The sequence below is a fragment of the Streptomyces capitiformicae genome (assembly GCF_002214185.1).
Classification (GTDB): domain Bacteria; phylum Actinomycetota; class Actinomycetes; order Streptomycetales; family Streptomycetaceae; genus Streptomyces; species Streptomyces capitiformicae.
The window spans coordinates 8,700,745-8,723,268 of record NZ_CP022161.1; the positions used below are offsets into that span (position 1 = coordinate 8,700,745).

The 22,524-nt window shown below is 69.6% G+C and carries 23 protein-coding genes and 1 tRNA gene; 10 read left to right on the forward strand and 14 right to left on the reverse strand.

Annotated features, from left to right (window positions below; translation table 11 throughout):
* Window positions 1-57 precede the first annotated feature (57 nt).
* Together CES90_RS39170 and CES90_RS39175 are read right to left on the reverse strand one after the other, a co-directional pair.
* Window positions 58-525 carry a RidA family protein gene (locus CES90_RS39170; protein WP_189787071.1) on the reverse strand — a complete coding sequence of 156 codons (468 nt, stop codon included), beginning with the start codon at window positions 523-525 and terminating at the stop codon, window positions 58-60.
* The gene (locus CES90_RS39175) at window positions 522-683 is read right to left on the reverse strand and encodes a DUF4177 domain-containing protein (RefSeq protein ID WP_075033571.1); all 162 of its coding nucleotides are present in this window, start codon (window positions 681-683) and stop codon (window positions 522-524) included. Before CES90_RS39175 ends, CES90_RS39170 begins: the two co-directional genes overlap by 4 nt.
* 172 nt (window positions 684-855) lie before the next feature.
* On the opposite strand from CES90_RS39175, the gene CES90_RS39180 reads away from it, so the two are divergent.
* Window positions 856-1,833 (forward strand): ArsA family ATPase, encoded by a 978-nt coding sequence (locus tag CES90_RS39180; protein ID WP_189787072.1) that lies wholly within the window; start codon window positions 856-858, stop codon window positions 1,831-1,833.
* The gene (locus CES90_RS39185) at window positions 1,830-3,245 is read left to right on the forward strand and encodes an ArsA family ATPase (protein WP_189787073.1); all 1,416 of its coding nucleotides are present in this window, start codon (window positions 1,830-1,832) and stop codon (window positions 3,243-3,245) included. Before CES90_RS39180 ends, CES90_RS39185 begins: the two co-directional genes overlap by 4 nt.
* A 190-nt stretch (window positions 3,246-3,435) precedes the next feature.
* Here the strand turns inward: CES90_RS39185 and wblA are convergent, their stop codons facing one another.
* Window positions 3,436-3,774, reverse strand: a complete 339-nt coding sequence (wblA, locus tag CES90_RS39190) for a transcriptional regulator WblA (RefSeq protein ID WP_033524587.1) — start codon at window positions 3,772-3,774, stop codon at window positions 3,436-3,438.
* 519 nt (window positions 3,775-4,293) lie between these two features.
* Between wblA and CES90_RS39195 the strand changes: the two genes are divergently transcribed.
* Window positions 4,294-6,573: a transglycosylase domain-containing protein gene (locus CES90_RS39195; RefSeq protein WP_189787074.1), complete on the forward strand. Its 2,280-nt coding sequence runs from the start codon at window positions 4,294-4,296 to the stop codon at window positions 6,571-6,573.
* A gap of 95 nt (window positions 6,574-6,668) precedes the next feature.
* Here the strand turns inward: CES90_RS39195 and CES90_RS39200 are convergent, their stop codons facing one another.
* Window positions 6,669-7,136, reverse strand: a complete 468-nt coding sequence (locus CES90_RS39200) for a GatB/YqeY domain-containing protein (RefSeq protein ID WP_189787075.1) — start codon at window positions 7,134-7,136, stop codon at window positions 6,669-6,671.
* A 176-nt stretch (window positions 7,137-7,312) separates the two neighbouring features.
* Here CES90_RS39200 and CES90_RS39205 point away from each other — a divergent pair, with 176 nt between their 5' ends.
* From CES90_RS39205 to CES90_RS52165, 4 genes are all read left to right on the forward strand, one after another.
* On the forward strand, window positions 7,313-8,242 hold the full coding sequence (locus CES90_RS39205) for a metallophosphoesterase (RefSeq protein WP_189787076.1): 930 nt from the start codon (window positions 7,313-7,315) through the stop codon (window positions 8,240-8,242).
* A 65-nt stretch (window positions 8,243-8,307) separates the two neighbouring features.
* Window positions 8,308-9,099 (forward strand): Pr6Pr family membrane protein, encoded by a 792-nt coding sequence (locus CES90_RS39210; protein WP_189787077.1) that lies wholly within the window; start codon window positions 8,308-8,310, stop codon window positions 9,097-9,099.
* Between the two features lie 29 nt (window positions 9,100-9,128).
* Window positions 9,129-9,202 (forward strand) — tRNA-Pro (locus CES90_RS39215).
* Window positions 9,203-10,041: 839 nt separating this feature from the next.
* Window positions 10,042-10,299, forward strand: a complete 258-nt coding sequence (locus tag CES90_RS52165) for a transposase family protein (RefSeq protein ID WP_408646663.1) — start codon at window positions 10,042-10,044, stop codon at window positions 10,297-10,299.
* A 402-nt stretch (window positions 10,300-10,701) separates the two neighbouring features.
* Here CES90_RS52165 and CES90_RS39225 read toward each other — a convergent pair whose 3' ends face one another.
* The 9 genes from CES90_RS39225 to CES90_RS39265 form a co-directional block, all read right to left on the reverse strand.
* Window positions 10,702-11,541 carry a class III extradiol dioxygenase subunit beta gene (locus CES90_RS39225; protein WP_208921907.1) on the reverse strand — a complete coding sequence of 280 codons (840 nt, stop codon included), beginning with the start codon at window positions 11,539-11,541 and terminating at the stop codon, window positions 10,702-10,704.
* Between the two features lies 1 nt (window position 11,542).
* Window positions 11,543-11,899 (reverse strand): protocatechuate 3,4-dioxygenase, encoded by a 357-nt coding sequence (locus CES90_RS39230; protein ID WP_208921541.1) that lies wholly within the window; start codon window positions 11,897-11,899, stop codon window positions 11,543-11,545.
* 46 nt (window positions 11,900-11,945) lie between these two features.
* Entirely contained in the window at window positions 11,946-12,680 is a 735-nt protein-coding gene (locus CES90_RS39235) for an SDR family NAD(P)-dependent oxidoreductase (RefSeq protein ID WP_208921542.1), read from the reverse strand.
* The gene (locus CES90_RS39240) at window positions 12,677-12,958 is read right to left on the reverse strand and encodes a muconolactone Delta-isomerase family protein (protein ID WP_208921543.1); all 282 of its coding nucleotides are present in this window, start codon (window positions 12,956-12,958) and stop codon (window positions 12,677-12,679) included. The genes CES90_RS39235 and CES90_RS39240 overlap by 4 nt, the downstream gene beginning before the upstream one ends.
* 26 nt (window positions 12,959-12,984) lie before the next feature.
* Window positions 12,985-13,686, reverse strand: a complete 702-nt coding sequence (locus tag CES90_RS39245; protein WP_208921544.1) for an alpha/beta hydrolase — start codon at window positions 13,684-13,686, stop codon at window positions 12,985-12,987.
* A complete protein-coding gene (locus CES90_RS39250; RefSeq protein ID WP_208921545.1) occupies window positions 13,683-14,711 on the reverse strand; it encodes an aromatic ring-hydroxylating dioxygenase subunit alpha in 1,029 nt (342 codons plus the stop codon). The genes CES90_RS39245 and CES90_RS39250 overlap by 4 nt, the downstream gene beginning before the upstream one ends.
* A 57-nt stretch (window positions 14,712-14,768) precedes the next feature.
* Window positions 14,769-15,803: a PDR/VanB family oxidoreductase gene (locus CES90_RS39255; RefSeq protein WP_208921546.1), complete on the reverse strand. Its 1,035-nt coding sequence runs from the start codon at window positions 15,801-15,803 to the stop codon at window positions 14,769-14,771.
* Between the two features lie 122 nt (window positions 15,804-15,925).
* Window positions 15,926-16,219: a hypothetical protein gene (locus tag CES90_RS39260; RefSeq protein WP_208921547.1), complete on the reverse strand. Its 294-nt coding sequence runs from the start codon at window positions 16,217-16,219 to the stop codon at window positions 15,926-15,928.
* Complete coding sequence (locus CES90_RS39265) at window positions 16,216-16,965, reverse strand: PIG-L deacetylase family protein (protein ID WP_208921548.1); 750 nt, start codon at window positions 16,963-16,965, stop codon at window positions 16,216-16,218. The genes CES90_RS39260 and CES90_RS39265 overlap by 4 nt, the downstream gene beginning before the upstream one ends.
* A 391-nt stretch (window positions 16,966-17,356) precedes the next feature.
* Here CES90_RS39265 and CES90_RS39270 point away from each other — a divergent pair, with 391 nt between their 5' ends.
* A complete protein-coding gene (locus CES90_RS39270; protein ID WP_208921549.1) occupies window positions 17,357-18,040 on the forward strand; it encodes a 4-carboxy-4-hydroxy-2-oxoadipate aldolase/oxaloacetate decarboxylase in 684 nt (227 codons plus the stop codon).
* A 10-nt stretch (window positions 18,041-18,050) separates the two neighbouring features.
* A complete protein-coding gene (locus CES90_RS39275; protein ID WP_232791359.1) occupies window positions 18,051-18,731 on the forward strand; it encodes a GntR family transcriptional regulator in 681 nt (226 codons plus the stop codon).
* A 179-nt stretch (window positions 18,732-18,910) separates the two neighbouring features.
* Here CES90_RS39275 and CES90_RS39280 read toward each other — a convergent pair whose 3' ends face one another.
* Window positions 18,911-20,536, reverse strand: coding sequence for an AMP-binding protein (locus tag CES90_RS39280; RefSeq protein WP_232791430.1), 1,626 nt, complete (start codon window positions 20,534-20,536; stop codon window positions 18,911-18,913).
* A gap of 364 nt (window positions 20,537-20,900) precedes the next feature.
* Here CES90_RS39280 and CES90_RS39285 point away from each other — a divergent pair, with 364 nt between their 5' ends.
* Window positions 20,901-22,517: a sensor histidine kinase gene (locus CES90_RS39285; RefSeq protein WP_208921551.1), complete on the forward strand. Its 1,617-nt coding sequence runs from the start codon at window positions 20,901-20,903 to the stop codon at window positions 22,515-22,517.
* The last annotated feature ends 7 nt before the right edge of the window (window positions 22,518-22,524 follow it).

The following is a 22,524-nucleotide window of genomic DNA, read 5'->3' on the forward strand; positions in this document are numbered from 1 at the left end:
GAGCCTGCGTGATCTTGGCAACCGGAGCTGCCGCCCCAGCGGCACGACCCCCCGCAGCTAGGACTGCGTGAGCTCCACCTGGATCTCGACCTCCACCGGCGCGTCCAGCGGCAGTACCGCCACGCCCACCGCGCTGCGCGCATGCACACCCTTGTCGCCGAAGACGGCGCCCAGGAGTTCGCTGGCGCCGTTCAGCACGGCCGGCTGGCCCGTGAAGTCCGGGGCCGAGGCGACGAAGCCGACGACCTTCACCACGCGCGCGACGCGGTCGAGGTCACCGGCCACCGACTTGACGGCGGCGAGGGCGTTCAGCGCGCAGGTGCGGGCGAGTTCCTTGGCCTCCTCGGGGGTGACCTCGGCGCCGACCTTGCCGGTGACGGGAAGCTTGCCGTCCACCATGGGGAGCTGCCCGGCGGTGTAGACGTACACGCCGGTCTGGACGGCCGGCTGGTACGCGGCGAGCGGCGGGACCACCTCGGGCAGGGTCAGCCCGAGTTCGGCGAGCTTGGCCTCGACGGCGCTCACGCGGACTTCTCGCGCTTCAGGTAGGCCACCAGCTGCTCGGGGTTGTTCGGTCCGGGCACGACCTGGACGAGCTCCCAGCCGTCCTCGCCCCAGGTGTCCAGAATCTGCTTCGTGGCGTGGACGAGCAGTGGCACGGTTGCGTATTCCCACTTGGTCATGTGGCCGACTTTATCCGCTGTCCGGCCGCGGCCCGGCACGGACTCCGCATGGGCGCCGCACTGGCTCCGCACCGGTTCGGCCGGGCCGCGGACCGGCCGGGACCGGCGGGAAGGGCCAAGTTGTCCACAGCCTCCCGCGTATGCCGCGCGCGGACTGGTTAGTCTCGAATACGTGAGCAGGCTCCAGGTCGTCAGCGGCAAGGGCGGGACCGGAAAGACCACGGTCGCCGCCGCACTCGCGCTCGCCCTCGCGACCGAGGGGAAGCGCACCCTCCTGGTCGAGGTCGAGGGCAGGCAGGGCATCGCACAGCTTTTCGAGACGGAAGCGTTGCCGTACGAGGAGCGGAAGATCGCGGTGGCACCCGGGGGCGGGGAGGTGTACGCGCTGGCCATCGACCCCGAACTGGCCCTGTTGGACTACCTCCAGATGTTCTACAAGCTCGGCGGGGCGGGCCGGGCCCTGAAGAAGCTCGGCGCCATCGACTTCGCGACCACCATCGCACCCGGCCTCCGGGACGTCCTCCTGACCGGCAAGGCCTGCGAGGCGGTGCGCCGCAAGGAGAAGAGCGGCCGGTTCACGTACGACTACGTGGTGATGGACGCGCCGCCCACCGGGCGCATCACCCGCTTCCTGAACGTCAACGACGAGGTGGCGGGGCTCGCCAAGATCGGCCCGATACACAATCAGGCCCAGGCGGTCATGCGCGTGCTGAAGTCGCCCGAGACGGACGTGCATCTGGTGACGCTCCTCGAGGAGATGCCCGTCCAGGAGACGGCGGACGGCATCGCCGAGCTGCGGGCCGCGAAGCTGCCCGTGGGGCGGATCATCGTCAACATGGTCCGGCCCGAGGTGCTGGACGCCGACGAGCTGGAGTTCGCGCGCACGGTGCCGCGTACGGCCGTCGCCCGCTCGCTGTCCACGGCCGGCCTCGGCGGCGCCCGGCGCGGCGGCATCGCCGAGCGCCTGGTGAAGCCGCTGCTCAGACAGGCCGAGGAGTACGCCGAGCGATACGCCCTGGAGCACGAACAGCGCGGCGTACTGGGCGATCTGGGCCTGCCGCTGCACGAACTGCCGCTGCTCGCCGAGGGCATGGACCTGGCGGGCCTGTACGAACTGGCCACGGAACTGCGTCAGCAAGGGATCTCATGACTCCGGACCCGGCCCACACCCATGACGCCCGCGACGAACACGACACACACCGCGACGCACACCGCGCGATCACCGCGCCCCGGCTTCTCGCGCTCGACCCACTGATCGACGACCCCAAGACCCGTATCGTCGTGTGCTGCGGCGCCGGTGGCGTCGGCAAGACGACCACGGCGGCGGCCCTCGGCCTGCGCGCCGCGGAGCGTGGTCGCAAGGTGGTCGTGCTCACCATCGACCCGGCCCGGCGGCTCGCCCAGTCCATGGGCATCGACTCGCTGGACAACACTCCGCGGCGGGTGAAGGGCATCGAGGATCACAGAGGGGCATCGCGCAGCGATTCGGTTGAGGATGGTGGTGGGCGACAGGCGGGCGGTGAACTGCACGCCATGATGCTCGACATGAAGCGCACGTTCGACGAGATCGTCGAGGCGCACGCGGACCCCGACCGGGCGTCCGCGATCCTGAGCAATCCCTTCTACCAGTCGCTCTCGGCGGGCTTCGCGGGCACGCAGGAGTACATGGCGATGGAGAAGTTGGGCCAGTTGCGGGCCCGGGACGAGTGGGACCTGATCGTCGTCGACACCCCGCCGTCGCGCTCGGCGCTGGATTTCCTGGACGCCCCGAAGCGGCTGGGCTCGTTCCTCGACGGCAAGCTGATCCGCGTGCTGCTGGCGCCCGCGAAGGTCGGCGGGCGGGCCGGGATGAAGTTCCTGAACGTCGGCATGTCAATGATGACGGGCGCCCTGGGCAAGCTGCTCGGCGGTCAACTGCTGAAGGACGTACAGACGTTCGTGGCCGCCATGGACTCCATGTTCGGCGGCTTCCGTACGCGCGCGGACGCCACGTACAAGCTGCTCCAGGCGCCGGGTACGGCGTTCCTGGTGGTGGCGGCGCCCGAGCGGGACGCGCTGCGGGAGGCGGCGTACTTCGTGGAGCGGCTGGCGGCCGAGGACATGCCGCTGGCCGGTCTGGTGCTCAACCGTGTCCACGGCAGCGGCGCGGCCCAGCTGTCCGCCGAGCGCGCGCTCGCCGCCGCGGAAAATCTTGACGAGCCCCGCATTGTGGATCAGATGAACGGGAAAGCAGTTCGTAACTCTCCCGAAACGTACGGAAGTTCAGAATCTCCCGCCCCCATCGGCGCCCAGGCCGACTCCGCCGGTGTCCAGGACGGCTCCCCCGCCCAGGACCGGACCGTCGAACAACTCACGGCAGGTCTGCTCAGGCTGCACGCCGAGCGGATGCGGCTGCTCTCCCGCGAGCAGCGCACGCGTGACCGCTTCACCGCGCTTCACCCCGAGGTGGCCGTGGCCGAGGTGGCCGCGCTGCCCGGCGATGTCCACGACCTGGCGGGTCTGCGAGACATCGGGGACCGGCTCGCGGCCGTACAGCCGGAGCTGCCCACCTCCGACGACTGACCGACGGAGTACCGACCGACGACTGACCGACGGAGTACCGACCGACGACCGATCAGTGCCCCGACGTTTGAAGGCGACTTGAGTCACGCCTCGGGGCACCCGAGAGCCGGCACACCTGCCCGACGCGCCGACACCTCAAGGGCGCCCTCGACCGACGTGACCTGGAAAGGGCCCGGAAAGGGCCTCGCCCTCAGCTCACCGCCGCGTAGTTCTCGTACATCTCGTCATCGTCGAGCGGCAGAATGCCCGCGCCACGCTCGTACTCCGTGCGCGCGGTCTCCAGCAACCTGCGCCATGACGTGACGGTCGGACGCCTGCGCAGCAGTGCGCGGCGCTCACGCTCCGTCATTCCTCCCCACACGCCGAACTCGACGCGGTTGTCCAACGCGTCCGCCAGGCACTCCGTCCGCACCGGGCATCCGGTGCACACCGCCTTGGCCCTGTTCTGCGCTGCTCCTTGAACGAACAGTTCATCCGGATCGGTAGTGCGGCAGGCAGCCTGCGCACTCCAGTCGGTTACCCAGCCCATACCGGCGCCGTCCTCTCCCGAATCGAGGCTCCCCCACGGCGGCAGCGGCATATTCACCGCCGCCAGTTGAGGACGTTACGGAAGGTGGGCACAGCGCAACACCCCCTTCGGGCCCAATCTTGAATGGCCCGAACGGACTATGCGTAAGCGGCAGATCACCCGCGGGAGTGACCCCAGGGCATACGTGACTATCCCGGCATAACGGGGCAGTTGACATGCGTCACAACGGACACCGAATGACACACAAGGCGAATTCGGACATGACCTCGGAAAAAAATCTGAAGAACGTCAGAACGATTCGGGCTCGGCGGACGTACTTGATACAAGGGCCTACTGCTGTGACAGTCGGAAACAGCTTAGGCCAACGCCTGTGCACCTGTCCGGGAAATGCGAACGTAGGCAAGCGTTAAGGTTCTTTGACGCCGCGCGGGCCGAACGGATGTCACGATCCTGCACTTGTGCCCCTCCAGAGGCACCCGCTCCTTCGGAACGGTCAGAGCTACGGATTAGGCTGCCCTCATGCCAAACAAGCGCTCGGGTGGTGGCCTGTCCCCCACACAGCAGGCCGCCAAGTTCCTAGGTGTCAGCGTCCTCGCCGGTGCCGTCATGGCGGGCATCGCGCTGCCAGCGGTCGGCGCCCTGGGGCTGGCGGCCAAGGGTTCGGTCGAGGGGTTCGACGAGCTCCCGGCCAACCTCAAGCAGCCTCCGCTGAGCCAGCGCACCACGATCCTGGACAGCCAGGGCGACCAGATCGCCACTGTCTACTCGCGCGACCGTACGGTGGTCGATCTCAAGGAGATCTCGCCGTACATGCAGCAGGCGATCATCGCCATCGAGGACGCCCGCTTCTACCAGCACGGCGCGATCGACCTGAAGGGTGTGCTCCGCGCGCTCAACCGGAACGCGCAGAGCGGCGGTGTCACACAGGGCGCCTCCACGCTGACGCAGCAGCTGGTGAAGAACGTCGCGGTGGAGGAGGCCGGTGACGACCCGACGCTGGTCGCCCAGGCCACCCAGCAGACCCTCGGCCGCAAGATCCAGGAGCTGAGGCACGCGATCCAGCTGGAAGAGGAGCTCGGCAAGAAGAAGATCCTCGAGAACTACCTGAACATCACCTTCTTCGGCCAGCAGTCCTACGGCGTCGAGGCCGCCTCCCGCCGCTACTTCTCCAAGTCCGCCAAGGACCTGAAGTTGGGGGAGGCCGCGCTGCTCGCCGGCATCGTGCAGTCGCCGAGCCGGTACGACCCGGTGAACGACCCGCAGGAGGCCACCAAGCGCCGCAATGTCGTGCTGCAGCGCATGGCGGACGTCGGCGACATCTCGCAGGCGGAGGCCGACAAGACCAAGAAGGCACCGCTCGGCCTGGACATCAGCAAGCCCAAGAACGGCTGCATCACGGCCGTCAAGAACGGGGGCTTCTTCTGTGCCTACGTCCGCGAGGTCTTCCTGAACGACCCGGTCTTCGGCAAGACGAAGGAGGACCGGGCCAAGATCTGGAACCAGGGCGGCCTGACGATCCAGACGACGATGGACCCGAAGGCCCAGAAGTCGGTCCAGGCTTCCATCAAGGACCACGTCAACCAGAAGGACGAGGTGGCCACGGCCGCCACCATCGTGGAGCCCGGCACCGGCAAGATCCTCGCGATGGGCCAGTCCCGGCCGTACGGCATGGACGTCAAGCAGAACGAGACGACGATCAATCTCTCGGTCGACGAGTCCATGGGCGGCGGCGCCGGCTACCAGCCCGGTTCGACGTTCAAGCCGATCGTCGCCGCGGCCGCCCTGGAGGGCGGCATGCCCGCGACGAAGTCGTACTCCGCGCCGTACGAGATGGAGTACCCGAGCCCGATCTCGGTCTGCGGCGGCAAGAACTGGGTGAACACCGACGGCACGAAGCTCACCAACGAGAACGAGTCCGAGGTCGGGCCGTACTCGATGAAGCGGGCCACCGCGCTCTCGGTCAACACCTACTTCGTGCAGATGATCGCGGACATCGGCATCTGCCCGGTGACGGAGATGGCCGGGAAGATGGGCGTCGAGCGGGCCGACGGCGACAAGATCGGCCAGAACCCGTCGATCGCGCTGGGCACCCAGGAGATGTCCCCGCTGACCATGGCGAACGCGTACGCGACCTTCGCCGCACGCGGTATGTACTGCACACCGATCGCCATCGAGTCGATCACCCAGCGGGTCGGTGAGCAGTCGAAGTCGCTGGAGGTCCCGAAGTCGACCTGCTCGCGCGCGATGTCCGAGAACACCGCCGACACCATCAACACCCTCCTCAGTGGCGTGGTCGAGGACGGTACGGGTACGCAGGCCGGTCTCCAGGACGGCCGCGACAACGCCGGTAAGACCGGTACGACGGACTTCCGGTACGCGGCCTGGTTCGTGGGCTACACCCCGAACATGGCCGGCGCCGTCTGGGTCGGCGACCCCGCGCACGAGCGCCGCATGGTGAACGTCACGATCGGCGGCCGCACCTACCCCAAGGTCTTCGGTGGTGAGGTCCCCGGCCCGATCTGGCGCGACATGATGTCCGGCGCGCTGGAGGGCGAGCCCGCCCCCGACTTCAACCTCGTCTACATCCCCGAAGAGCGGCCGGACCGCGGTCGCGGGGACGACAACGACAACGACAACGGTCGCGGCAACGACAACCGCAACGGTGACGACGAGGGCGGCCTGATCGGCGGCATCGACGGCGGCACCTTCCCGACCCCGGAGTTCACGATCCCCGAGGGCTTCATCCAGGGACAGGGCAACGGCGGGAACAACGGGAACGGCAACGGGGGCTTCGGGTGACGGGAGACCCGCTGAGTCCCTGAGCGCATACGGCGGTGGGGCGCCCCTCTGTGACGAGGGGCGCCCCACCGCCGTATGTACGGGAAGGCTGCTGCTCAGCCGCCCGCGAGCTGCTGCTTGACGACGGCGGCGACGCGGCCGCCCTCGGCCAGCCCGGCCACCTTCGGGTTGACGATCTTCATGACCTGGCCCATCGCGCGCGGACCCTCGGCGCCGGCGGCCTTGGCCTCCTCGACGGCCTGGACGACGATCCGCGTCAGCTCCTCGTCGGACAGCTGCTTGGGCAGGTACTCGGCGAGGACCTCGCCCTCCGCCTTCTCCCGCTCGGCCGACTCGGTACGACCACCCTGCGCGAAGGCGTCCGCGGCCTCGCGGCGCTTCTTCGCCTCCTTGGTGATCACCTTGAGGACCTCGTCGTCGGAGAGCTCACGCTTCTCCTTGCCCGCGACCTCCTCCTTGGTGATCGCGGCGAGCGTCAGCCGGAGCGTCGAGGAGCGGAGCTCGTCGCGCCCCCTGATCGCGGCGTTGAGGTCTTCGTGCAGCTTCGACTTGAGCGTGGTCATGGGTCGATTGTCGCAGGTGTGCTGCGGGAAGCGCGCCTTGATTTCGCTGGTGTGTGCGGAGTGGAGGCGGGAACCGGAGTGGGTTGTCCACAGGGGGAGTTGACGATCGCCGGTGGTCGGGCCGTGGTTGTCCACAGGCTGTACGGAGGCTCGGCGGGGTCTGACACGATGGACGCATGCGAGCGCGATACGGAGTACCTCTGGGGATCGCGGCGGTCGGTGCCGCCGGTGTGGTGTACGCGGCGGGTATCGAGGCCCGCTCCTTCCGGCTGCGACGGGTGACGGTGCCGGTGCTGCCACCGGGCATGCGGCCGCTGCGGATACTCCAGGTCTCCGACATCCACATGGTGAGCGGGCAGCGCAAGAAGCAGCGCTGGCTGCGCTCCCTGGCCGGGCTGCGCCCAGACTTCGTGATCAACACCGGCGACAACCTGTCCGACCCCGAGGGCGTCCCGGAGGTACTGGACGCGCTGGGCCCACTGATGGAGTTCCCGGGGGCGTACGTCTTCGGTTCGAACGACTACTACGGGCCCAAGCTGCGCAACCCGGCCCGTTACCTCCTGGAGAAGGTCCAGGGCCGCCACGGCCTGAACGGCAACAAGCCCGTGGTCGGCGCGATCCACAACCCCTGGGAGGACCTGCGCGACGGCTTCGACGGGGCGGGCTGGCTCAACCTCACGAACACCCGAGGCACGCTGAAGGTCGAGGGCATGTCGGTGGAGCTCACCGGCCTCGACGACCCGCACATCAAGCGGGACCGCTACGCCCAGGTCGCCGGCGGCCCCTCGGAGTCGGCCGACCTCTCCCTGGGCGTCGTCCACGCCCCCTACCTCCGCTCCCTCGACGCCTTCACCGCCGACGGCTACCCCCTGATCCTGGCCGGCCACACCCACGGCGGCCAGCTCTGCATCCCCTTCTACGGCGCCCTCGTCACCAACTGCGACCTCGACACGGACCGCGTGAAGGGCCTCTCCACCCACACAGCGGCGGGCCACACCGCGTACATGCACGTATCGGCGGGCTGCGGCACCAACCGCTACACGCCGGTACGGTTCGCCTGCCCCCCGGAGGCTTCGCTGCTGACGTTGGTGGAGCGGGGGGCGTAAGGGGGACCACCCATACGGATCACCCCGAAAGGCCCGTTTCGTCGGGGCGGCCTAGCGTGAAGCGCATGACCGCACCGATACCCAGGGACATCCCCGAGCTGCCGGCGATCTCGAGCATCCCCACGCTGGTGCCATCCGTCGTGCCCGCGGCGGCAGTGGTGGCACCGGCACCACGCCGGCCGACGGCGGCCTTCCGCGCCCTGGTGGCGCTGGCGGCGGCAGCGGCCGTAGTGATCGAGATGGTGGTGGGCAGCCCCGTACGGGCCATGGCCCACTTCTCGGTCCAGAGCACGGCCCTGGTGGCGCTGGTCTTCGCGACCTCGTCCCGCCGCGCATGGTCGGCCCGCCGCCCGCTGCCGTTCCTGGTGACGAGCGGCGTGGTGCTCTACGCGATGACCACGGCCCTGGCGTACCACCTGATCCTGGTGCCGGCCCCGCCGCCCACGGGCTGGCAGGCCCTGACCAATCTCGCCTTCCACACGGCGATCCCCCTGGCGGTGGTGGCGGACTGGCTCCTCCTGACCCGCCCGTCCCCGCCCCGCCTGAGCCAGTCCGTGGCCTGGCTGCTCTATCCGATGGCGTACCTGGCATTCACCCTCGGCCGCGCCGCCGTCCTCACCCCCGACTGGCCGGACCCGTACCTGTACCCGTTCCTGGACGCCGCCCGCCACGGCTACAAGGGCGCCCTCGCCAACGCCCTCCTCCTGGGCCTCGCCATCTACGCCCTCGGCCTCCTCCTCATCGCCGCCGACCACCTCCGCCCCGACCCCGTACACCCCCGCCGGGGCCACTCCAGCCGCCACGACCGCCGCCCCGAAAACCGGATTTCGCCTCCAGCCACCAGTGGGCTAAAGTAAACGACGTCGCCGCGACAAGCAGCGACAATCGGGGTGTAGCGCAGCTTGGCAGCGCGCTTCGTTCGGGACGAAGAGGTCGTGGGTTCAAATCCCGCCACCCCGACAGTGAAGTACCAGGTCAGGGGCCTGATCCAGCTAGTGGATCAGGCCCCTGACGGGTTTCTGGAGATCGTTTGGGAGAAATCTGGGAGAAGATCTTGGCCGGGCTCTCCCAGGGGGTGACTGGTGCGGCCGTCTGAAGTGCGGCGGCTGAGGGCACTCGGACCTGCGTGTTCGCGAATCCAGCCCTGTAGTCGGCCGGGGACACCATGCCCGCCCGCCTCAACCGCCCTTAGGCAGGGTCACTCTCTACCTGCTGATCATCGGGGTGATGGTGCTCATCGCCGATCTTGTCCTCCTCAGAACGCGGATGGGGCGCGGCCGCAGGCCCCGCGTCCGGTAGAGCGGCCCGGCCGGCCACCCGACCTGCCCTTCTGCGTGGGTATCACCGCCGTCTCCCGGCGCCGCACCCGTCATCGCTCGCATGCCACTTGCCTGAGCGACGTCGGGCAATCGCCGTTAGCGTGAAGGAAGGGGCACGGCAGGCTGCCTGTTGCGTCGGAAAGTGGTGACCGAAGATGACGGATACCGGACTGCCGAACCGGACCGAGACCCCTCGCGCGGGATCATTGGGCGAGCGCGGCGGGAACAGGGCAGGGGTGCCGCAACGGCGATGGTGTTCTTCACCGTCGAGCGGCTGTGCTCGTCGGCGATCCGGTTCTGCACGGTGCGGTCGACGACGCATTGGTGGTTCTGGATCACTTTCAGTGCCGGAGCCACGGAGGGTCACCACAACCGCGATCATGAACGGCCGTGGGTGATGTGTTCCTCCAGGACCTGTGGTTCCACCAGGTCGACGGCGTAGTGATCGAAAACGCAGTGGTAGACGGCGAGTTGGGCATCGTGCGGGCTCGCGCATCGGAGGAGCGGGCCGCATGTCCCGACTGCGGGACGGTGTCGGGCCGGGTGCACAGCCGATACGTGTGCCGCCTTGCCGATACTGCAGTCGCCGGGCGTCCCGTGGTGATCGAGTTACAGGTGCGGCGGTTCCGCTGCCGTGACCGCGCCTGCCGGAAGGTGAGTTCGTCGATCAGGTCGACGGACTCACCTTCCGGCACGGGCGGCGAAGCACCGGGCTGCAGACGGTGCTGCAACAGGTAGGGGTGATGCTGGCGGGCTGGGCCGGCGCCCGCCTGGCGGACACGCTCGCGGTCCGGGCGAGTCGTCCATCTGCTCGGCAAGCCGAGATTGAAGTGCAGGTAGGCGCGTGCAGCCGGGCGAGCGCCTCCAGTGGCGTGGTGTCCAGGTCGGGGCGCTCACGTGCCGGTCCTCCACGATCCGCGCAACGGCATCCGCCTGCTTCGCCCTGCGCTGGGCCATGTCATCCCTTCGCGGCCGGTCCTGACGCGAAACACAGGTCCGCAGGCCCGCGAGGCCCGCACAAATCTCAGCCCTGAGACAACACACCGCGACGCCCCACCACATAGCCCCCTCCTCCGGGACCGAAGCGGCTGTCAGGTGCACGGAGAGCCAGGACAAGGAGGAGACGATCCGCGTCGCGCCTCACGCGCCGAGGTTGTCGAACAGGACCATCCCGGCCGCCGTGTTGGACGCGGGGACGTGGTAGGCGTCGTGCACGCGGCGGATCCGTGGCCCGAGGGCGCCGCGCATGATCAGCCACATGATGAGCTCGATGCCCTCGGAGCCGGCCTCGCGGATGTAGTCCTCGCGGGTCAGCGCGGCCAGCTTCTCCGGGTCGTGCTCGATGGCGTCGAGGTACATCCGGTCGAAGTCCTGGTTGATCAGTCCGGCGCGGGCGCCCGCGAGCTGGTGGGACATGCCGCCGGTACCGAAGACGGCGACCTTGAGGTCCTCGGGGAAGGACCGGATCGCTGCGCCGAGGGCCTTCCCGAGGGCCAGGCAGCGTGCGGCTGTGGGCTGGGGGTACTGGATGACGTTGACCAGCAGGGGTACCACAGCGCACGGCCAGCTCTCCCCGGGGTCGGGGCAGTACACCGAGAGCGGCACGGTCAGGCCGTGGTCGACGGCGAGTTCCTGGAACACCGTGATGTCGAAGGAGGAGTCGACCAGGCTTTCGACGAGGTGGTCGGAGAACTCCGGGGCGCCGACGACGGTGGGGACGGGGCGGCTGCCCCATCCTTCGTCCGCCACCTCGTACGAGGCCGCCGCACCGATCGCGAAGGTCGGTGTGACGGACATGTCGACGGCGTTGGCGTGGTCGTTGTAAACGACCACCGCCACGTCCGGAGTGTGCCGGGCCATCCACTCCCGGGCCGGCGCGTACCCGTCGAACAGTGGTTTCCAGTACGGGTCCTCGGTCTTCTGGCGGTCCATCGCCGCGCCGATCGACGGTACGTGCGAGGTGGCCAGACCCCATATCACCTCAGCCAAAGCTCCGCCCTCCCGCTTTCAGCGCCTGAGTGAACTCCTCGGTGGTCATGCCGGTGAACACGCCGCCGAGGTACTGCATGGACTTCTGGTCCAGGACCGCGAGTTTGAAGACGTAGAAGATGGAGCCGCCGAGCTCCAGCATCCGTGTCCAGTCCCGGTTCAGGACCGCCTTCCGCTGCTCGGCCGTGAGTCCGTACGCCTCGCAGTACGCGTCCTCGTCCGCGCTGAACCTCGCCCGGTTGTCGGCGTCCTTCAACGACCCGCAGAGCCGGTTCAGGGCCCGGCCCCGACGGTTGTCGGCGATGTCGAAGACGTAGGTGCCCGAAACCCGGGGTGTGCTGGTGGACATGGCTCTTCCTCTCCCTCCTCTTCTTCTGCTGCCGTGCCACGGCCGGTCAGTGGAGCAGACCGCCGCCGTCGCAGACGAGCGTCTGGCCGGTGACCATGGCCGCGTCCGGCGAGGCCAGATACGAGACGAGCCCTGCGAAGTGATCGGGGGTGACGTACTCGTGGATCGCCTGCTGCCGCATGGTCGCGGCGAAGGCCTCGTCGCCGGAGTGGGCCCGGGTGCCGGGGGTGGCGACCTGGGCGGGGGCCACCGCGTTGACGGTGATCCGGTGCTCGCCCAGCTCGCGCGCCATCACCCGGGTCATGCCGATCAGCGCGCCTTTGCTGGCGACGTAGGCGAGTTGGCCCGGTGAGCCGGTGAAGAAGGTGCGGGAGGCGACGTTGATCACCCGTCCGCGGTGTGCGCTCTTGACCAGCCACGGTACGCACGCCTGCACCATGAGCAGGGGGCCGACGGCGTTGACGTCGAAGAAGCGGTGCAGCTCCTGCGGGGTGGTCTCCAGCAGACTGTTCCGGCCGGACAGCAGGCCCGCGTTGTTGACCAGGACGTCAACGCCGCCGTGGGTCTCCGCGATCTCCTCGACGGTGCGGCGCGTGGCGTCCGGGTCGCTGACGTCGCAACGCCAGGCTCGTACGCCGGCGATGTCCGCCTCGTCGTCCGGTTCGGTGATGTCCAGGGCGGCGACGGTGAATCCGTCGGCGCTCAGTCGGCGGACGATGGCCCCGCCGAGTCCGCCCGCCGCTCCCGTGACCACCGCGACACGCGGGCCCCGCGTGGTCACGGTGCCTTCTCCTGCGGGTGGGTGGCCAGGGCCTCGACGGTGATGTCCATCCACTTCCACATCGGCAGCGACACCAGGGCGTCGTGCAGTTCCGCCGGGTCGGCCGCCTCGTACAGACCGATGGTCGCGTTGCGGCCCGGCACCCGCCACAGCCGTTTGAGGATGCCGGCCTCGCGGAGTTCCTGCGCCCGTGCGCGCTCGCCCTTGCGCAGGTTCTCGCGGACGTCGTCAGGGGTGTCGGGTGGCAGGGTGTTCTCGGTGCGGACGAGGAATTCCATGTGGTGTCCTCCTGTCTTTCAGGGCTTCAGGCCAGATCCAGCAGCAGGTCAGCCAGTTCGCCGGGGGCGGTGACCATGGCCTCGTGGCCGGTGGCGATCTCGTGGACCGGCCAGCCCCGGGCGGCGGCCCGCTCGGCGTGCGGGGTGAACACCCGCATCCAGGCGGTGCACTCGACGAAGACGCCGGGCACCTGGTCCGCCTTGCCGGTCAGCCGGAGCGGCTCGGTGTACGTCAGCCATGGGTGCGGGGTCAGCCGGGGGCCGAGCCAGTCCAGGTCCGACTGTTCCTCCACCCCCAGGACGCTCAGTGAGCGCACCGGAATGAGCCAGCCGAAGCCGGGTCCTGCCACGGACTCCCGGTAGTGGCCCGCGATGGTGGCGGGCTGCAGGTCGATCGCCGCGTCCCCGTCGTCGCCGACGAAGGCGTCCAGGTAGACCCGCTTCGCCAGTCGCTCGGGGACGCGGTCCGCGACCCCGGTGACGACCTGGCCGGCGTAGCTGTGCCCGACGAGCACCACATCCCGCAGGTCATGGGCCTCGATCAGGGCCACGACGTCCTGGATGTGCGTCGTCAGACCCACTTGGGGACTGAGCAGGTGGGCGCGGTCACTCACCCCGGTGAGCGTGGGGGTGTGCACCTCGTGCCCGGCGGCGCGCAGCCCCGGTGTCACGCGCTGCCACACCCAGCCGCCGTGCCAGGCCCCGTGCAGGAGGACGAAGACCTTCATGCCGACACGTTTCCTCGCTGCTCGTGGGCGAGCATCTTCGCCAGCGCGCGGCGTCCGCGCAGGGCGGCCAGATCGGAGCGGATGCTGGACTCGACGGTGCCGCCCGGGTCCGTGGCGTACATCAACTCCTGGGCCTCCAGGGCGTCGACGTCCTCCTGCATCACCGCGAGCTGCTGCTTGTGCTGGAACTCCGTGAGCTCTTCGTCGTCGATGAGGTAGTCGCGGGCCAGGGCGTAGAAGTCGTGGGTCTCGTTGCCCAGGCCGGGCGTCATGCCGTACAGCACCTTCATGTGGAAGCCCTCCGGTTCCTCGGTGCCGGTGGCCGCGACGCGGATGTGGAGGATGAAGATGCCCGGCGGGTAGAACTCCCCGTCCTGCCAGCGGTCCACCGGGGAGGTCAGTCCGCAGGACTTCTCGTAGAACGGCGGGGCCTCGATGCCGGTCATGCGGCGGCTGAAGGCGACCCGGTCGCCGTCCACGGTGACGTCGATCGGGGTGGCGGCGACGGCCGCGTTGCCGATGCTCGTCGGGTGCAGGAACGTCTCGTGGGTGAGGTCCAGCAGGTTCTCCACCAGCAGCAGGTGGCGTGCCTTCAGCGGGACGACGCCGTGCACATGGGTCCAGTCCGGATCGGTCAGCCACGAGGTGTCCGGCAGCAGGCTCGCGTCGGCCAGTTCGGGGTCGCCGGGCCAGATCCAGATGGCGCCGTCCTTCTCGACCAGCGGGAAGCGGCGCAGCGTGGCCTTGGGCAGGTCGGCCTGCTCGGCGACCCCGACGCACACGCCCCCGGCGTCGAAGCGGTAGCCGTGGTAGTCGCACTGGAGGGTGCCGTCGTCGTCGAGATGGCCGAGCGACAGCGGGTACTTGCGGTGGGGGCAGCGGTCCTCGACGGCGGTCACGGTGGCGTCGGGCAGCCGGTAGAAGCAGACCGGGATGTCCGTGATCCAGCGGCGGGTGAGGGTCCGGCCGATCTCGTCGGACCAGGCTCCCAGGTACCAGCCGTTGCGCACGTGTGAGGAGAGCATGACGGCGATGCCTTTCTCTTCGAAGACTTTCCTTGAGGGTGGGCTGAGGCCCGGGAGTCAGAGGTCCAGGACGAGGCGGCCGCCGCGGGCGCGGGAGACGCAGATCAGCATCGTGTCGCCGGCGGCCCGCTCGTCATCGGTGAGCAGGGAGTCCCGGTGGTCGATCTCGCCCGCCAGGACGGCGGTCTCGCAGGAGCCGCAGATGCCCTCCTCGCAGGAGGACATGACCTGCGCGCCCGCCGCTTCCACCGCCCTGAGTACGGACTGTCCCGGCTGTACGGTGAGCGTCACCCCGGTCGAGCGCAGTTCCACCTCGAACGGTTCGTCGCCCTCGCCGTCACCGGAGTGCTGCCCCGGGGCCGCGGCGAACCGCTCCACGTTGAGCGATCCCGCCGGCCAGGTGGCGCAGTGGGCCTCGACCGCGTCGATCAGCCCGGCCGGGCCGCAGCAGTACACCAGGGTGGAGGGGGCGGGTTCGCCGAGGTGGCCGGCGAGGTCGAGCAGACCGTACTCGTCCTGCGGCCGTACGGTCACGCGCTCGCCGTAGCCCTCCAGCTCGGACAGGAACGCCATGGAGGTGCGGCTCCGGCCCCCGTAGAGCAGGGACCAGTCGGCCCCGGCCGCGTCGGCCTCGGCGATCATCGGCAGCAAGGGGGTGATGCCGATGCCGCCGGCGACGAACAGGTACCGCCTGGCCTGCCGCAGTGGGAAGTTGTTGCGCGGGCCGCGTATCCGCAGCTCGCTTCCCTCGCGGACGTTGTCGTGGACCCACCGCGATCCGCCGCGTCCGTCGGGTTCCCGCAGCACCGCGATGCGCCAGCAGTCGGTGACGGCCGTCGGGCCGCACAGCGAGTACTGGCGGACGGTGCCCGTCGGGAGGACCACGTCGATGTGCGCGCCCGGCTGCCAGCGCGGCAGGGGTACCCCGTCGTGCCGTGCGAGCACCAGGGACGTGACACCGTCCGCCGCCGTCTGTCGGGACACTACGGTGACGGTGCCGTCGTACTCGGTCTCGCGCGGCGCCGGGGTGGTCGAGGCTGCGGCCGTCCCGAGCGGGAGCGCGTCCAGGGCTGCGGGCGACGGGCTCGTCATGTGCGTCATCTCCTCGGCACGGTCGGTGGTGCGGTGGCACGTTCGACGCTAGTCGGGGGGAACGCGCAGGTCGTCGCGCTAATGACCGGACCCGGACGGCGGAAGGTCACGATCCGCCTACGTCATTCGTCGTGCCCGCCGTGCTCCCGGCCGTGCCGTGGGGTCTGGTCGAGGTGGATGTACAGCGGGTGGTCCGTGGTCCACAGGGCCTCCACCACGGCGTGCAGATACTCGGCGTCGACCCGCCACAGAGGTTCGCCGTAGCGGTCGTCCCGCGTGACGCCGCCCGACGGAACGACGTCGGCCAGCAGCTTCTGGTGACCGGGCGCGCGGTCCGGATCGTCCGTCCCCCGCGCGAACTCCACGAACAGGGACGTGTCGCGGAAGGGCACCCAGATGTGCGTCGCCGACGTCATGCCAGCACCCCGGTCGTCTCGGGGTAGAGCCGCACGTACGCCTCACCCATGGTCCCGTGCGAAAGCCCCAGATTGGGGCCGGCGTTCCGCTTCAGCTGGACCCCGCGGCGCTTGGCCAGGTCGGTGTAGTAGTCCCACATGTGCTGCTGGGCGGCCAGGCACTCCATGGCCTTGCGTTTCCTGTCGAAGACGGTCGTGATGTCGAGCAGGACGTTCGGCTTGAAGTCGCATTGCTCGGGCTGGTGCGGCTCGAAGAAGAACACCGGGGGAGCGCCGAGCGGTTCACCGGGCGCGTCGTAGCCGACCGCCTGAGCCAGCACACGTGCCTGCAGCGCCATGCGGGCGGCGGCGGGGTGGTCGCCGTTGTAGGGGTCGGTGAGGGTGTGCGTGAGAACGACCGCGGGGTTCACCTCCCGGTACACGCGCACGATGCGGTCCACCAACTCCGGTTTCTCCAGCAGGGGATAGTCCCCGGCGTCCAGGAACTCGATCTCCGCGCCCAGCGCGGCGGCGGCATTGGTGGCCTCCGTACGGCGGAGTTCCTTGATCTCGTCGAGGCGGAGGCCCTCCCGCCAGGCACGGGCGGACTCTCCGCGTTCGCCGAAGCTCAGGCACAGCACCTTGGCGCGCTGACCGCGTTCGGCGGCCAGGGCGATGGCGCCGCCGGCCCGCCAGACGAAGTCGCCGGCGTGGGCGCTGATCACCAGCAGGGCGCCGTCGGACGATGGTGACGCGGTGGGGGTCATCGGGACTCCTTGGTATCGGACGGGAGCGGATGGGGTCGGACGGGAGCGGATGGGGTCGGACGGGACCAGCGCGTCGGCCGGACGGTCGGCGCGTGCCGGGATGTCGACGAGTTCCTGTGCCGACGAGCTCGTATGCCGGGCGGCGGATCGCCGAGTCGCGTGCCCGCAGATCTGGCGGAAGCGGGTCCGCCGGGAAATGCGGCTGCGAAGTGATGCCGTGCGTGAGGGCGAGCACCCTACGAAGTCCGCCCCGGTGGCACGGCGTTGACACGAAGAGAACGGGTCGGCACCGGCCGACCGCGTTGGCACCATATCGCGAAATTTTTTGTTGACAATAGTGTTGACTTCAAGCAACCTCCTGCCAGCATTCCTGGAGGAGCTCGGAGGAGACATGTCCCACCGCCATGTCGTCGTCAGGAACATCGACCGACCGGCCCCGGACGTGGTCGCCCGGCTCGCCGAGGCCGGGGTGTCCACGGTGCACGAGGCCATCGGCCGCCGTGGCTTCGCGGGGACCGGCCTGAGGCCGAACCAGCGGAACGTACGGATGGCGGGCCCGGCGGTGACCGTCAGCTCGCACCCCGGGGACAACCTGATGATTCACGCGGCCGTCGAAGTGTGCCGTCCCGGGGACGTCCTCGTGGTCACGACCACCTGCCCGTCCACGGACGGCATGTTCGGCGAACTGCTGGCGACGTCCCTGGCCGCCCGCGGTGTCATCGGCCTGGTCACGGCGGCCGGGGTGCGCGACACCGCCGAACTGCGGGAGATGGGCTTCCACGTCTGGTCGCGGGCCGTGTCCGCCCAAGGCACGGTGAAGGCGTCCCCCGGTTCTGTGAACGTGCCCGTGACGCTCGGCGGGGTATCCGTCCGGCCCGGTGACGTCGTGGTCGCCGACGACGACGGCGTGGCCGTCGTACCGCTCGCGGAGGCGGAGGAGGCGGCCGAGCTCGCGGAGAAGCGGATCGCGAAGGAAGTCGCTACCCGGGAGGTACTGCGTTCCGGGACGCTGGAGGTCGACCACTACGCACTGCGCGCCCGACTCGCCGGACTGGGCGTCACCTACCAGGACTGACCTCGCCGCAATGAGCACATCCAGCACTCCCAGCACTCCCAGCACTCCCGTCGGAATCGATGTCACCGGAGCGATCCGGGACGCGCTGCTGCGCGGCGAGTACGCGCCGCGACAGCGCCTGGTGGAGACGGACCTCTGCGAACAGTTCGGCGTCCGCCGCGCCGGCGTGCGTGCGGCGTTCCAGCAGCTGACGGCGGAAGGGCTGGTGGAGATCCAGCGCAACCGCGGCGCCCGCGTCCGGGAGATCACCTTCGCCGAGGCCGTCCAGATCACGGAGGCCCGGATGGTCCTCGAAGGGCTGATCGCCGCCCGCGCGGCGGAGCGGATCGGCCCGGCGGAGGCCGAGACGCTGCGCGGTATCGGCGCGGACATGGCGAAGGCGGTCGCCGACGGAGAAGTGACGGCCTACAGCGACCTCAATGCCCGCCTGCACCGCTGTGTACGCGACATCGCCGGGCACGAGACCGCCGACCGGCTCATCGAGCAGCTGCGGGCCCAGGTGGTCCGGCACCGGTTCATGCTCTCGCTGGTGCCCGGCCGGGCCCGTGCCTCGCTGCCCCAGCACCAGCGGATCATCGAGGCGATCGTCGCCGGCGACCCGCAGAAGGCCGAAGCCGCCATGCGGGACCACCTCGCCGGCGTGATCGAGGCGCTGAGAGCACTGGAGGCGAGCAGGACCGCGGCGGGGTGAGAAACTGGTCGAAGGAGACCGGGTTGGTCTCACGTGGATGGTCAGGTCGCTGGTCGCCTGTCGCCCCGGCTTCGCGGAGACCTTTCATGATCTGACCGCGGAACTGGCCGTCGCGCTGGACGGCGGCGCTCTCCACCGAGGCGAGGTCGACGGTGACGGTGCCGCTGGTGGCCCGACCGTCAGCTTCCGGACCAGTCGGCCTTCTGGACCGTTCTTCTGGCCCAGGCGAGTTCGAGCTTGCCCGTCGGCGTACGGGGCAGGGCTCCCGTCAGCACGACGGACCGCGGGACCTTGTAGCCGGCGAGGCTCCGCCGGACCCAGTCGGAGAGTTCCTCACCGGTGGTGGCGGCACCCGGCGCGACCGCCACGACGGCCGCAACCCGCTCACCCCATGTCTCGTCTGGTACACCCACGACCACGCAGTCCGTCACATCGGGGTGCGTCAGCAGCACGTTCTCCACCTCCTGTGGGTGCACCTTCTCCCCACCGGTGTTGATCACGCCCGAGCCCCGCCCGAGGAACCTGATCGCGCCGTCGGCCTCGATCTGGGCGAGATCGCCGGGAATGGAGTACCGGACCCCGTCGATGGTGCGGAACGTCCGCGCGCTCTTCCCGGTGTCCTTGTAGTAGCCGAGCGGCATCGGCCCGCAGTAGGCGAGGATCCCCGTCTCACCGCTGCCGGGCTCGACGAAACGGTCGCAGTCGCCGATCACCCTGGTCGCGGACACCGGATAGAACCGGGCCGGCAGCTCCCGTACCGAGGAGGTGACCGCCAGGGCGAAGGGACCACCCTCGCTGGAGGCGATGGCGTCGACGACCGTGACGGAGGAGCGTTCGTGCAGCGCCGCCTTCAGCCGGTCGTCGAGCGCGGTGCCGGAGCTGAGGATCGTGCGAAGGGAACCCAGGTCGTACGGTGTGCCGGCGTCTTCGGCGCGCACCAGTTCGTCGACGAGCGGTCGGCAGACGGCGTTGCCCGCGACGAGCAGTGTGTCGACCTCGCGCTCGGCGAGCGTCTGCCAGACGTGGGCCGGATCCAGTCCGCCCTGCCGTGCCATGACCGCCCGGCCGCCCACCAGCAGGGTGCCCATGGTGTTGAACAGTCCGGTGGCGTGCATCAGAGGGACGACCGGCATCGTGGTGGGAGCTCTGCCTTCGTTGTGGGCGGCGAGCGCGACCGACGCGGCTTCGTCGAGCGTTTTCGGCAGTTCTGTGACGCCGGCCTGCCGGAGGATCGGAATGGAGTGGAGCAGGTCGCCGAGCTGCCACATCACGCCCTTGGGCTTGCCCGTGGTGCCGCCGGTGTACATGAAGAGCCGGTCCGATCCGGGCCGGGGCCGGGCCGCGCGGGGTGCGTACGCCGCGAGCAGCTCTTCCAGCTCGGGCACGTCCGGCCCGGCCGGGCCTTCGGCGGGCGGATCCCCCGCCCTCACGAGCAGCTTCAGTGTGCGGACGTGTCGGGCGGCGTGCGTGACCCGGTCGGCCAGGGCGCCGCCGAAGACGAGTGCCGCCGCGTCGGCGTCCGTGAGCAGTTCGGACAACTCCTCACCGGTGTAGCGGTAGTTGGCGTTCGCGGGGACGGCGCCGATCTTGAACGCGGCATAGACCGTCTCCAGATACGCGGCGCCGTTGTACAGGTAGCAGGCCACTGTGTCGCCCGCCCGCACCCCGGCATCTTCCAGCGCGGCGGCCAGCCGTGACGCGCGATCGTCGAACTCCCGGTAGGTCAGTTCACGACCGGGCTCGACGATGGCGACGGCATCGGGCAGGGCGCGGGAGACCGCCTCCCAGATGGTGCCGATGGACACGTCCAATGCTCGGACCTCCTCGTCCTGAGGGTTCGGGCACCCGGGCAGCGCGAACTCGGACCGACCGTGCGGCCGAGTCCACCCCGTGGGCTGCCTCGCGCATCCTGTCCGGGGGGCAGCGGGATACGGCGAGGTGGAAGTCAGGCTAGGCACGTGAGGCCCGACGGGGAAAGCGAGCAATGACTGAACCCGCTCGGCGCTTCGACAGGCGATGAACAGGTCAAATGACGTAGCACCGCCCCGGGCGTGCCGGGCTACGATGCTGCCGTCGGCGTGCCCCGACCCCTCTCCCCGGCCACCAGGCCGTCCGCGAAATCCAGAGCACCTCATCCCGTGGGGCGTCGCGCAGCTGAGGAGGTAGGCCATGCCCGGTTCATCACTCGTCGGGTGGGGGGATGTCGCGGCCGCGGCGATGGACGGCCTCGCCGTGGTGGACAGCGCCGGCCGCTTCGTCCAGCTGAACCCCGCGGCGGTCGCGCTGTGCGGCGAGCGCAGGGAGGCCGACCTGATCGGTGTCCCCTCTCCGTTCGCTCTCACGAGGAAGCCCACCGCCTGCCCGGGGTTGCTGGAGGACGAGCCGGACGAGCAGGTGGCCTACTGGGCGACCGGCTCGGGAGAACGGCGCGCGTTCGCCTACCGGGCCCGCGGCCTGCCGAGAGACCCGAGTCTGCAGGTCGTCTCGTTTCGTGACGTGACCGACGAGGGACACCGTTACCGCAGGGTCGCGGCGATCGCACGGACCTCCGTAGCCCTGGCCTCCGAAGGATCACTGGGTTCCACCCTGGACGCCGTCGCCCGGCAGATCGTCCAGACCGACGGACTGGCCGGGGTGCAGATCCTGACCCTGGACAGCACGGGCCGGGAACTGCGGCTGATGGGCTCCGCGGGGCTACGACGCTCGGACACGTTCCTCGACCGCCTGCTGGAGTGCCGCGACCGAGGCGCCCGGCTGTGCATGCTCGACACCTTGAGGGAACGCACACCGATCGTCGTCCCCCACCGGTGGGCCCAGATCCGCGAGGACCCGTCCTGGGAACCGCTGCACGACTACCTCGGCGAACTGACGTGGGACTCCTTCGTCAGCATGCCGCTGACGGTGCGCGGCCGTGCCGAAGGCGTGCTGAACGCGTACTTCGCACCGGGACAGGAGGTCGGCACCCGGACGTTGGAGTTCCTCGCCGCCATGGCCGAACAAGCTGCCCTCGCCGTCGACTACGCCACACTGCTGCAGCGCGAGCGCGACGGAGCGCGCCAGGACGAACGCCAGCGCCTCGCCCGGGATCTGCACGACTCGATCGTCCAGCAGGTGTTCTCGATCGGCATGCAGGCCAACGCGGTGGGAGTACTGGGGACGCGTGGTGTGCCGGTGCCCGCCGAGGCCGTCCAGCGCTTCGCGGACGAGATCGGAACGCTTTCGCGGACCGTCCTTGCCGACCTGAGGGCCATGGTGCACGAACTGCGCCCGTCGTCCACCGCCGACCTCGGACTGGAGGAGACGGTGAACACGCTCGTCAAGAGCACCGAGAACCGGACCGGTCTGTACTTCCGGCTCCGGTTCGGACAAGGGCTGGACACGATCGACCCCGAACTCGCCGAGGACGCCTACCGGATCGTCGCGGAGGCCATCCACAACGTGGTCAAACACGCGGAGGCCACCTTCGCCGTCGTCCGCCTCGACGTCCACGGTCACACACTGACCGCGAGCGTCTCCGACAACGGTCGCGGACTGCGGGACCCGAGCGGGCACCCGGTTCCTCCCGAGGGCGGCCGGAGCATCGGCGCAGGGGGAGACATGGCGGGCTACGGACTGACGACCATGCGGGAAAGGGCGGAACGATGGGGCGGCACCATGAGGATCAGGTCGCGCGCGGAGAAGGGTACGACCGTGCGCGTGGTCATACCCCTGCCCGTACAGGTGCCGGACTCGTCCCCCGAGGACCCGGACAGCTCCGCGAACACCCCACTGACGGTGCCGCTCTGAGCAGCGG

Coding starts and splice junctions, on each gene's coding strand:
- CES90_RS39260 (WP_208921547.1), bottom strand. CDS start 16,219: ATGACGTCGGCGACGCACATCTGGGTGCCCTTCCGCGACACGTCCCTG.
- CES90_RS39205 (WP_189787076.1), top strand. CDS start 7,313: ATGCGAGCGCGATACGGAGTACCTCTGGGGATCGCGGCGGTCGGTGCC.
- wblA (WP_033524587.1), bottom strand. CDS start 3,774: ATGGGCTGGGTAACCGACTGGAGTGCGCAGGCTGCCTGCCGCACTACC.
- CES90_RS39175 (WP_075033571.1), bottom strand. CDS start 683: ATGACCAAGTGGGAATACGCAACCGTGCCACTGCTCGTCCACGCCACG.
- CES90_RS39255 (WP_208921546.1), bottom strand. CDS start 15,803: ATGACGAGCCCGTCGCCCGCAGCCCTGGACGCGCTCCCGCTCGGGACG.
- CES90_RS39265 (WP_208921548.1), bottom strand. CDS start 16,965: ATGACCCCCACCGCGTCACCATCGTCCGACGGCGCCCTGCTGGTGATC.
- CES90_RS39240 (WP_208921543.1), bottom strand. CDS start 12,958: ATGGAATTCCTCGTCCGCACCGAGAACACCCTGCCACCCGACACCCCT.
- CES90_RS39270 (WP_208921549.1), top strand. CDS start 17,357: ATGTCCCACCGCCATGTCGTCGTCAGGAACATCGACCGACCGGCCCCG.
- CES90_RS39195 (WP_189787074.1), top strand. CDS start 4,294: ATGCCAAACAAGCGCTCGGGTGGTGGCCTGTCCCCCACACAGCAGGCC.
- CES90_RS39200 (WP_189787075.1), bottom strand. CDS start 7,136: ATGACCACGCTCAAGTCGAAGCTGCACGAAGACCTCAACGCCGCGATC.
- CES90_RS39275 (WP_232791359.1), top strand. CDS start 18,051: ATGAGCACATCCAGCACTCCCAGCACTCCCAGCACTCCCGTCGGAATC.
- CES90_RS39230 (WP_208921541.1), bottom strand. CDS start 11,899: ATGTCCACCAGCACACCCCGGGTTTCGGGCACCTACGTCTTCGACATC.
- CES90_RS39285 (WP_208921551.1), top strand. CDS start 20,901: ATGCCCGGTTCATCACTCGTCGGGTGGGGGGATGTCGCGGCCGCGGCG.
- CES90_RS39210 (WP_189787077.1), top strand. CDS start 8,308: ATGACCGCACCGATACCCAGGGACATCCCCGAGCTGCCGGCGATCTCG.
- CES90_RS39250 (WP_208921545.1), bottom strand. CDS start 14,711: ATGCTCTCCTCACACGTGCGCAACGGCTGGTACCTGGGAGCCTGGTCC.
- CES90_RS39245 (WP_208921544.1), bottom strand. CDS start 13,686: ATGAAGGTCTTCGTCCTCCTGCACGGGGCCTGGCACGGCGGCTGGGTG.
- CES90_RS39185 (WP_189787073.1), top strand. CDS start 1,830: ATGACTCCGGACCCGGCCCACACCCATGACGCCCGCGACGAACACGAC.